The sequence below is a fragment of the Synechococcus sp. UW69 genome (assembly GCF_900474185.1).
GTDB lineage: Bacteria > Cyanobacteriota > Cyanobacteriia > PCC-6307 > Cyanobiaceae > Parasynechococcus.
This window is the reverse complement of record NZ_UCNW01000015.1, coordinates 1-9,678: the sequence shown is the minus strand read 5'-3', so window position 1 is coordinate 9,678 and position 9,678 is coordinate 1. Positions and strand designations below refer to the sequence as shown.

The following is a 9,678-nucleotide window of genomic DNA, read 5'->3' as shown; positions in this document are numbered from 1 at the left end:
TCGGTGGGGTAGACGTCGGAGAACTGGGTGACGCTGGTCACCTGATCAGCGGAAGCCGCGTAATCAGAAACGCCGTTGATGTTCAGCTCGGCGGCATTAGCGCCACTGGCCAGAAGGCCAAGGGCGGCAGGAGCCACCAGCAGTTGCTGGAAAAGCTTCATTGAATTCCTCACACAGGAAATAGGCGCAACTACGCCATTTCCAGATTTTGAGAGGCAACCATCGAACATCCAAGTCGACTTGTGCCGGTCTTTACATCGACATGTATCAACGACGACTGTTTGGGCCGAGCAGAGGGCTCTTAAAAACGATGCCCCCGTCCGGTAAACCGAACGGGGGCTCTCGCCGGGTCCGCTTTTGCCGCGGAACCGGATGATCAGTCAGAAGGCGCCGTTCAGCCGGCGTTCTCCGCGATCAGCAGACCCTGAATCAAACAACTGGAAATCATGGACACCTCCTCCTGAAGGATTGTGAATGCCGGCCACGCCTTCGGAATTGTGTTCGCTTCCCAAAGGAAGCATTCACCACTCCACGTCGCTGCATCCTGAACACCCGGACCATACTCAGTTTTTGATGCGATGAGGAGCACCCATGCGCTCCGGCTCAGCTCCTGAACCAGCCCCCTCGATCGCATTGATTGGTCTCGGCTTTGTCGCTGCCGTTCTGGCGCTGATTGGCCTCGGGGATCTCCCCCTACGGGACTTCGATGAGGCCACCGTGGCAAGGGTGGCCCTAGAACTTCGCCACGGACTCGGTGAAGCCCCGTTGCTGCCCACCCTCTGGGGCGCGCCGTACCTCAACAAGGCACCAGGACTGCACAGCCTGATCGCACTGGTGATCGGCGCGACGACGCAGCCCAACCAGCTCCCCTCGGAGTGGACCATCCGGCTGGCGCCGGCCTTGCTGTCTTGCTTGGTGGTCCCCCTCGGAGGTTGGCTGCAATGGACGCTGCGACCTGGGGATCGCTCCAGCGCCATCGCCACCAGTGTGATCCTGCTATCGCTGCTCCCAGTGGCCCGGCACGGACGCCTGGCCATGCTGGATGGCACGCAGCTGACGGCCATGGCTCTGCTGTGGTTGGCATTGCTGCAACTCAACCAACGCCGATGGAGCGGCCTCTGGGGAGTGGTGGCCGGCCTGATGGCCAGCGCAATGCTGCTGCTCAAGGCACCCCTGCTGGTGCCCTCGGCCGTGGCCGCAGGCCTTGCGCTGATCTGGGGCCAGGAATGGAAAGCCTGGAACAACCGTGCCACGGCTTGCACTGGGTTCATGCTGGGCCTGGCACCGGGAATGGGCTGGCATCTTTGGCATGCCCACATCCGGGGGGCCGAGGCGCTCTGGCTCTGGGGTGGTGATGGCGCAGGACGGGTTCTGCTGGATGCAGGCGAAGGCAGTGATCTGGGGTGGCGAGTCCCCGTAATCGAAATCGTGGAGGGGGGCTGGCCCTGGTTGCCCCTGGTGCCCTTTGCCCTGATCTGGGCCTGGAGGTGGCGCCAGAGCCGCTGGGGACGATGGTCACTGGCCAGCCTGCTCACCCTGGCCGGAGCAGTTCTGCCGCTACGCACCCAGCTTCCCTGGTACAGCCACCCGCTCTGGCTGCCGATCGCCCTCCTCTGCGCGCCGCTGCTGGTCTGGCTGGTGGAGCGACCCTCCTCGTCTTCAGTTTCACCGGACAGCCCAAGGCCACCCTGCCGCTGGCTGCTGTTGCAGCTTCCATCGTTTTGGTGCGGACTCGGCCTGCTGCTTCTGCTGCTGTGGCTGAGCAGTTTCAGCAGCATCGGCAGCAGCCTTGCGCCCTATCGCGGCCTGGCGGCAGTGCTGGGTCTCGGCTGGTGTAGCGGCGGATGGTGGCTGCGATCCGCCGCTCCGGGTCAACGGCGCCTCGGGGTGATCAGCCTGGCCTGCGGCAATGTGGCGGCTCTGGCCCTGCTGTTTCACTCCCCACTGTGGTTGTGGGAACTCAACGAAAGCTGGCCCGTGCGACCCGTTGCGGCCTTAGCCCGAGACAACTCTGGAACTGAGTTAACTCTGAAGGGCTACGACGAACGTCCCAGCCTGAACTGGTACGCCGAACAACGTATCCCGCGTTTCAAAGGTGGCAGGAGTCGGCGTCTCAGCGACAAACCTCAGGAGAACTGCATCATCGAGGGCCAAACAGGGCAATGGACCCTGGCCGACTGTCGGTAGCCTGAGCCCGACTGGAGCGCACTGTGTCGTCCACCGCGGAACGTGAAGGACAGACAAGCCACAGCGGCCTGTCCATCGTGCTGCCCACCTTCAACGAAGGTGGGTCGATCCGCCAGGTGATCGAATCACTCTTGCGGCTGGGGAGCGATCATCCGCTCGAGATCCTGGTCATCGATGACGATTCCCGGGACGGGACCCCTGATCTGGTCCGCAGCCTGGCCCGTCAGGACCCCAGGATCCGGATCATTCAGCGGGTGGGACGCTCCGGACTCGCCAGCGCCATCAAAGAAGGACTCATCGCAGCCCTCTATTCCACCGCCGTGGTGATGGACAGCGATGGCCAGCACGAGCCCAGCTCCGTTGGGCAGGCAGTGCAGCTGCTGGAACGCGACGACCTGGACTTGGTCGCGGGGAGCCGATTCCTGGACCACTCCGAAATTCGCGGCCTCAGTGATCGACGCACCGATGGTTCCACCCTCGCCAACCGTCTGGCCCGTTGGAGTCTTCCAAGGTCCTATAGGCACCTGACCGATTGCATGAGCGGATTCATGGTGCTGCGGCTCAACAGCTGTCTACCGCTGGTGCGCCAGGTGGACGTCAACGGCTTCAAATTCTTCTACGAGCTCCTGGCGATCAGCGGCGGCCGCCTGCAGGTGGGTGAAATCCCGCTGAGCTTTCAACCGCGTTTGCATGGCAACTCCAAGCTCGACCTCGCCATCCTCTGGGACTTCGTGGTGTCCCTGATTCACACCGCAACCCTGCGGCTGCTGCCGCGCCGGGCGATCAGCTTCGGGCTTGTTGGCGCCTCGGGTGTGGTGGTTCAGCTGATGTCCACCGCTCTGCTGATGGGCCTGCTCAACCTCTCGTTTCAGCAGGCTCTGCCAGTGGCCGTGATCACAGCAGCAAGCTCGAACTATCTGGTGAACAACGCTCTCACTTTTCGCGATCGGCGTCAGAGCGGACGGCACCTGATCCGGGGGTTGCTGAAGTTCCTGCTGGTGGCCTCCCTGCCTGCTCTTGCCAACGTCGGCCTGGCCACCAGTTTTTACACCCTGATCCAGGCCCATGCGCTCTGGGCCCAACTGGCGGGCATTGTTGTCGTCTACGTCTGGAACTATGCGGCTTCATCCCGCTTTGTCTGGAATAGCCCCTAAGCCGGCCTGGCTGCCCATCGGCCTGGGAAGCCTGCTGAGGCTGGTGCAGATCTGGATGCCGGTGCTCGGCATTCACAGCTGGCGGCAGGCCGACACGGCAGCCATGGCTAGGCATTTCAGCCAGGCGGGCACACCGATCTGGCTGCCTCAGATCGACTGGAGTGGGGCCAGTGCCGGCTTTGTGGAGTCGGAATTTCCCATCTACCCCTTTCTGGTGAGCCGCCTCTACACCCTGATGGGCGTGCAGGAATGGCTGGGTCGCGGTCTGTCGGTGCTCTGCAGCGGGCTGACCATCTGGCTGGTGATGCGACTCGGCCGGCGTTGGTTTAGCCCCCAAGCCGGATGGTGGGCAGGCCTGGCCTTTGCCATCGCACCCTTGGGGGTGTATTTCGGGCGCGCCTTCCAAGCCGAAGCCCTGTTGCTGCTCTGTGCCGCAGGGGCCCTGGAAAGCCTGAGCCTTTGGCGTGAACAACGATTGCCGTGGGCTCTAGCCCTGAGCTGGCTTTGCTTCACCACAGCAGGCTTGATCAAGGTGATTCCCCTGCTCTGGCTGGGGCTTCCCCTGCTGATGGTGCAACTCAGCACTGTCCCCCAGAACCATGCCACCCCTTGGCAAACCCTGCTCAGTCGCTTGATGCGACTGCTGAGGCATCCGGGGTTCTGGTTCTACATCAGCACCAGCCTTGGGGCGATCGCCTGCTGGTACTGGCATGCCCATCAACTGGGACAAGCCAGTGGCCTGAGCTTTGGGTTCTGGGGGTCGGGAGCCGATCGCAGCAGCCTCAGTCTTCTGTTGGACCTCAACGGTTGGATCAACCTGCTGTTGCGGATTGGACTGCGTCTCCTGGCACTGGTGGGAGTGCCCTTCCTGCTGCTCGGCCTCAGGGCGAGTTGGCGCAGCGGTGGCGGACAGATCGCCATCAGCGGACTGCTGGGCGTTTTGCTCTGCACAATCGCCACCATGCGCTCGAGCACGATTCATGAGTACTACCAGCTGCCGCTGCTGCTGTTCAGCTCTCCGCTCATCGGCCTCGGCTGGCAGACCTGGAAACAAAAGCGCCCCCGCTGGCAACGTCGGCTGTTGCTCAGCCTTGCCCTGGTGGTGAGCCTCACGGTGCTCTCGCTGGATTACTGGGCCGTGGAGCATCGCCAACGTCAGGCATGGATGCCCCTAGCCCTCACCATCCGCAGGGATCTGCCGATCGACGCACGGATCGTGAGTGTCACCAGCACAGATCCAACCTTGCTCAACCTGGCCCGCCGTCAGGGCTGGCTGATCTCCAGCAAGCAACTCACACCGGAGCGGATCCAGCGCTGGAAGAAGGCCGGAGCCAGCCATCTCGCCGGCAGCTTCGTGTGGGACAAGACCTACCGGCCGATGCCGGAGCAGCGGCAACGAATTCTGCGGGAGATGGTGGATGCAAGCCCCGGCGCCTGGGTGGACCCGCGCAGCCAGACCTACCTGATTCCGATTGATGAACTCCACCCCCAGGGCTGAATCCCATCCCTCGCTCCCCCCTGGCTGCCCCCAGCTGCTGGTGGTCTTGAGTGCAGGCCTGGGCCTGCTTCTCTGGGGTGTCGCGGCGACACGGCATGGCCTGCTCCAAAGCAATGCCTACGACCTTGGACTGTTCGACCAATGGGCCTGGCTGATCGGATCGGAAGCCGCACCGATCTCCTCGATGGAGCAGGTGCATGTGCTGGCCGACCACGGAGCTTGGATGCTGTATTTGGCCGGGGGGGCCTATCGGATGTTGCCCAGCCTGCATTGGCTCTTGGGCAGTCAGGCCCTGGCCCTGAGCTTCACAGCGCTGCCGATCTGGTGGCTGGCGGAGCAGGCGGGACTGACCCGCCGACGCTGCTGGCTGATCTGCAGCCTCTGGTGGTTGCAGCCGGTGGTATTCAACGCGGCTTTGTTTGATTTCCATCCCGAAACCTGGGTGATGCCCGCCTTCGCTCTGGCGATCTGGGCCGAGCGCAGCAATCGCCCCCGGCTCTGGTTTGGCTTGCTGCTGATGATGCTGGGCTGCCGCGATGGCCTAGTGCTGATCACATCCGGCATTGCCATCAATCTTGCCTGGCGCCGGCGTTGGCGGTGGAGCCTGGCGGCGGGCGGCCTCAGCGGCGGATGGCTGCTCATCCTCAGCCGTTGGCTCTATCCACTGCTGCGGAACGGCGAAGGGCCCAAGGCCGCATCACGCATGTTCAGCCATTTAGGTGGCGATCCAACCACCGTTCTCAGTGGCCTGGATTGGGGCGGAGGAGCGGAATATCTGCTGCTGCTTTGCCTGCCCTGCATCGCCCTGTGGCGACGGGCCTCCCTCAGCACGTTGCTGATCGGGCTGCCGTTGGTGCTGGTGAATCTGCTCTCTGCCTCTGCCAGCTATCGCACCCTGGTGCATCACTACAGCCTGCCCCTAGCGATGGTGGCCGTGGTGGCCTGCATCGATGGGCTACGGCGGCAACCCGAACCACAACGAGGCTTTCCCTGGATGCTGTGCTGGGCCGTTGCCTGCTGGCTGGCACTGGCCAAGCCCTGGTTCTTCACCGGGCCCTACCTGGCCCGACTGCCCCAAATGCAAGCCGTTCAAGAGGCCAAGGCCCTGATCCAACAAGAGGACGCGGTACTCACCACCAGCTATCTGGTGCCGCAGCTCAGCCAGCGCACCACCATCAGCTTCCCCAAAAAAAAGCAGAGCATGCCCCACGACGCTGCTGCCTGGAACGTGCTGCTGCTCAATCCCAGTGACCCGGGCTGGGGATCGAGCCGAAAGGTTCAAAAGAGCTTGCTTACTCAAGCCAAGGACAGGAACTGGACCTGTCGGAGCTGGCCATCGGGCCTGGAGCTGTGTCGAGCCCCTGCCGCTGCAGAACAACAGCCCCGCCGTGGCAATGCACCAAGCGATAGTCACCCGACTCCTTGAGATTCGTCAGCTCCCGCCGAATGGCCTGCTGTTTGTTGCGCGAACCCTTGAACACCTCAGCCAACGGCGTGTAGTAACCCGGCAGAGCCACAACCCAGTCCACCGGTTGAACGCGTCCCTGGCGATCGCGGTAGTGAGCGTGCCGAGGGAAACGAATCACCGCCTCCCGCTGGGCCAACAACGGCAGCACAGGCGTATCCGCAGCAACGCTGGCATCCGCTGGAATCAGCGCCACAGCCTGTGAAGCCGCCTGGCGGCGGTCCAGCATTTGCTGCGGTGACACATAGGCCCAAGGGGAAAAACTGTCGGGGATCACGGCCGAAAAGGTGCGATGCGGGTTAGCCACCAGCGTGAGCACAAGGCCAAGGGACAGGGCCCCGGTCCAACAGCGACGCAGCCACAACTTCGACCAGACCCCCGGGTGCCGTTGCCACCAGAGCACAGCACCGAGATAGAGCCCGGGCACCAGGGCAAGCACGTAGCGCAGCGTGACCGACAACGCCGATCGCCCCTGGGAGAGCAACGCAATCAGCAACGGAGCCAACATCAGCAAAGCCGCATCCACCGAGAGCAAGGGCACCAGCACGAGCGGCAGGCTCAACGCCAGCACAAAGCCGAGAGTTGCTCCCGGCGGCGACACCAAGGCGTCTAGCAAGGCCAAGGGCTGGCGCAGCATCGCCCAAAGCACAGCAACGGTTCCCCCCGACGGATCGTCCACCAGATGGCCGAACTTCTCCTTGAGAAAGCGATCCGACAAGGAGGAGTCCACCATCGGTTGAATCCATCCGGTGACCAACACAACCCACGCAAAGGAAACGAGCATCAGCAGGGCGCCGGTGATGCGTTGACCGGGACGACGGACCAAGGCCCAAAGCCCGAGTGAAAACAGCAACAAACCACTGTCTTCTCGCACCAACAGCAACAAGGCACCAAACAGCCACACCCGCCAACGGCAGCCATCGAGCAAGCCTCCCACCACCAGGAACGCCAACAAAGGCAACCAAACCAGATCGTGAAAGTTCTCGATGGCCGGACCGATCACCGCGCCACTGAGGAAGTAAGCCAGCGTGATCCGCTCCGCCAAGGGGCGCGGCAGTCGCGAGTCGGCCAATCTCCACAACACGAGCCCCGCGGCGGCGAGAAGCCCCACCTGAAGCAAAGGAAGCGCCCACATCCCGAACACAGCCACCAGGGGGGCCATGAGCACGGTGAGGACGTTGGCGTGCTGCCCCAAGTGCAAGTAATCGATGGACGGAAGACCATCGCCGACCACCACCGCTCCGGACAACACGGATGAAAGGCTGCTTTCAAAAGGCCGCCCCTGAGCGGTGGCCCAGAGTTCCTGCAGAAACAGGGCTTGGTCATAGGTCGCGCTGAGGCTGAACAGCCGCCAGAGCTGCAACGCAAAGCAGATCAGGGCAAACAGGCCCGCCATCGCCAACACGTTGCGTGGCCACCGTGTCGTGGAGGGCGCATCAATGCCGCTGGGTCGACGCATGCAGCCGTCCTGGATGGATTTTGGGCAGGTTACGGAGCGTCCTGCACGGGGCCAAGCAGCACCCGCGTCCGCAGCAGCAAGAGATAGATCGACGCGTACAGCACCAGCTCACCCCACTCCTGATCCCTGTTGAGGATCACGTCGGCAAAGGTCCGCGTGGCAATGAAGAACGCCAGTGCAGAAACCGCCAGGAACAACGGCCAGCTGTAGGAAGCGGGGGTGAGGGCCCTGGTCACGGCCGCCATCGGCTCCGAACACTGTTTGGTTAGAGCTCGCATCCAGCGAGGCGCCAAAACCACAACAGCCAAAACCCCAAGGGTCGCGAAGAACGTGCCGACATCCAGTCGATCCTGAAACCAACCGATGTTGTGCAGGGTCGTCTCGTTCTGGGCATTGATCTCGTTCAACAAGGGCGGAGTCCGCCAACTGAAGATCACCTGACCCCAGGCGAGTTCCTCCATCAAGACCAGGGCCAGGCATCCGGCACCGATCTGGAACAGGTGCCCGGGTCGGCGTTCCTCCAGACGTGCATTCAAATCAGTGCCGATCAGCCAGGCCGCTCGGGTGGCGAGCACCAGGACAAGCACTTGGCTCCACTCGACCAGCCCCCCTTCGCCAAACACCAGATTTTTGTAGGCATCACGATCCGCCGAGCCGGTCTTCAGCGCCACCACAAGCAAAACCACAAGCGCCAGGAGCCCCCAGACCGCGCGGGAACGCCCTTGATGAGCCAAGGGATCGGCAACCGACAGCAACCGCAGCAACCACTTGGAGCGGGCAGCCCAGATCGCCACGGCCGTAGTCACCCCCGCCAAGACACCCCAACCGAGATCCAGGGAAGATCCGCCAGACGCAGTGCTCACCAGTTGCACCACCACCGTCAGTAGAGACGCCGCCGCAATCACCACAAACAATCTGGTAAGAGCGGTCTTGAGGCCGCGACCCCGTGTGTAAATCACTGCCACCAACCCGTCTCTTGCGCGAAGCGCAGGTTAAGCAGAGGTTTAGAACCGAAGAGCGGGGCCGTTGTTCGTCCTCCGCACCATCCAATCGTGACTCAGCAATCCAAAGCAGCAGACCACAGCCAAGAAGGGATCATGCCCCTCACTCCCAGGTCTGTTCGCAACCTGCTGCTGGCCATCACCGCAGGGTTTCTGGTGGCCCACTGCGTCGTTCAAGTGGGCATTTATGGCTTCGGGGCCGAGAAGCATTGGCTCGACAGCCTCAACATGGACCGGGAGCTCAACCTGCCCACCCTGTTCAGCAGCTCGCTGTTGCTGATATCAGCACTGTTGATGCAGCGACTGGGTCACAACAGCAACCCCGACGCAGCAGATGACTGGCGTTTGCTGTCGAAGATTTTCATCTTTCTGGCGCTCGACGAAGCACTGCAGATTCACGAGATCCTGATCATTCCAGGGCTACGACACCAGGTGCACCCCGCCCTGGCATCCACCTGGGTGGTGCCCTACGCCGCCCTCGCCCTCATCATGCTCTGGAAATTTCGAAGCTTCCTCGGGTCGATCCCCAGAGCAACGGCAACAGGGTTGCTGCGTTCAGGCGCCGTCTATGTGGGCGGAGCCATTGGCATGGAGATGATCGGCAGCTTTGCTGTTCGATCGAGCCTGATCCGCCTGCATAGCCCCTGGTATGGCGCCATCACAGGCCTCGAAGAAGCACTGGAACTGGTTGGCATCATTCTTCTTATCGATGCGCTGATGCGAGCACTGCTTGTCCAACAGGACAGCGTCGACATCACTCTTCGTTTGACTGCCGCTCAAGACGACCAATAAACCAAAAAAAACCGCCCTGTTGGGCGGTTGATGGAAACAATCTTCTTGCGATCAAAGGGCGTTGCCGCGGGGCAGAACCTCTTCAGGGAAGACGAAGTTTTCGTGCGGCTGGTCAGCCGGTG

At 62.4% G+C, this 9,678-nt stretch carries 6 protein-coding genes and 3 pseudogenes; 5 read left to right on the top strand and 4 right to left on the bottom strand.

Going from position 1 to position 9,678, the window contains the following annotated elements:
* Positions 1 to 161, bottom strand: a pseudogene (locus DXY29_RS13780) (porin); the annotation flags it as partial.
* Positions 162 to 591: 430 nt separating this feature from the next.
* On the opposite strand from DXY29_RS13780, the gene DXY29_RS12890 reads away from it, so the two are divergent.
* The 4 genes from DXY29_RS12890 to DXY29_RS12875 are packed head-to-tail and all read left to right on the top strand — an operon-like array spanning position 592 to position 6,265.
* Entirely contained in the window at positions 592 to 2,187 is a 1,596-nt protein-coding gene (locus DXY29_RS12890) for a glycosyltransferase family 39 protein (protein ID WP_115025458.1), read from the top strand.
* A 23-nt stretch (positions 2,188 to 2,210) separates the two neighbouring features.
* Complete coding sequence (locus tag DXY29_RS12885) at positions 2,211 to 3,341, top strand: glycosyltransferase (RefSeq protein WP_115025457.1); 1,131 nt, start codon at positions 2,211 to 2,213, stop codon at positions 3,339 to 3,341.
* A complete protein-coding gene (locus DXY29_RS12880) occupies positions 3,304 to 4,839 on the top strand; it encodes a glycosyltransferase family 39 protein (RefSeq protein WP_244279407.1) in 1,536 nt (511 codons plus the stop codon). Before DXY29_RS12885 ends, DXY29_RS12880 begins: the two co-directional genes overlap by 38 nt.
* Positions 4,817 to 6,265, top strand: a complete 1,449-nt coding sequence (locus tag DXY29_RS12875; RefSeq protein WP_115025456.1) for a DUF2079 domain-containing protein — start codon at positions 4,817 to 4,819, stop codon at positions 6,263 to 6,265. The genes DXY29_RS12880 and DXY29_RS12875 overlap by 23 nt, the downstream gene beginning before the upstream one ends.
* A gap of 7 nt (positions 6,266 to 6,272) precedes the next feature.
* On the opposite strand, the pseudogene DXY29_RS12870 reads toward DXY29_RS12875, so the two are convergent.
* Together DXY29_RS12870 and DXY29_RS12865 are read right to left on the bottom strand one after the other, a co-directional pair.
* Positions 6,273 to 7,700 (bottom strand): annotated as a pseudogene (locus DXY29_RS12870) (DUF2079 domain-containing protein); the annotation flags it as partial.
* Positions 7,701 to 7,792: 92 nt separating this feature from the next.
* Entirely contained in the window at positions 7,793 to 8,731 is a 939-nt protein-coding gene (locus DXY29_RS12865) for a hypothetical protein (protein ID WP_170952234.1), read from the bottom strand.
* A gap of 129 nt (positions 8,732 to 8,860) precedes the next feature.
* Between DXY29_RS12865 and DXY29_RS12860 the strand changes: the two genes are divergently transcribed.
* Positions 8,861 to 9,556, top strand: coding sequence for a hypothetical protein (locus DXY29_RS12860; RefSeq protein ID WP_170952233.1), 696 nt, complete (start codon positions 8,861 to 8,863; stop codon positions 9,554 to 9,556).
* 51 nt (positions 9,557 to 9,607) lie between these two features.
* Here the strand turns inward: DXY29_RS12860 and DXY29_RS13950 are convergent.
* Positions 9,608 to 9,678, bottom strand: a pseudogene (locus DXY29_RS13950) (photosystem II protein D2); the annotation flags it as partial.

What these genes read in the sequence shown, in the direction of transcription:
- DXY29_RS12875 (WP_115025456.1), top strand. Translation starts at nt 4,817, where the DNA reads ATGAACTCCACCCCCAGGGCTGAATCCCATCCCTCGCTCCCCCCTGGC.
- DXY29_RS12890 (WP_115025458.1), top strand. Translation starts at nt 592, where the DNA reads ATGCGCTCCGGCTCAGCTCCTGAACCAGCCCCCTCGATCGCATTGATT.
- DXY29_RS12860 (WP_170952233.1), top strand. Translation starts at nt 8,861, where the DNA reads ATGCCCCTCACTCCCAGGTCTGTTCGCAACCTGCTGCTGGCCATCACC.
- DXY29_RS12880 (WP_244279407.1), top strand. Translation starts at nt 3,304, where the DNA reads ATGCGGCTTCATCCCGCTTTGTCTGGAATAGCCCCTAAGCCGGCCTGG.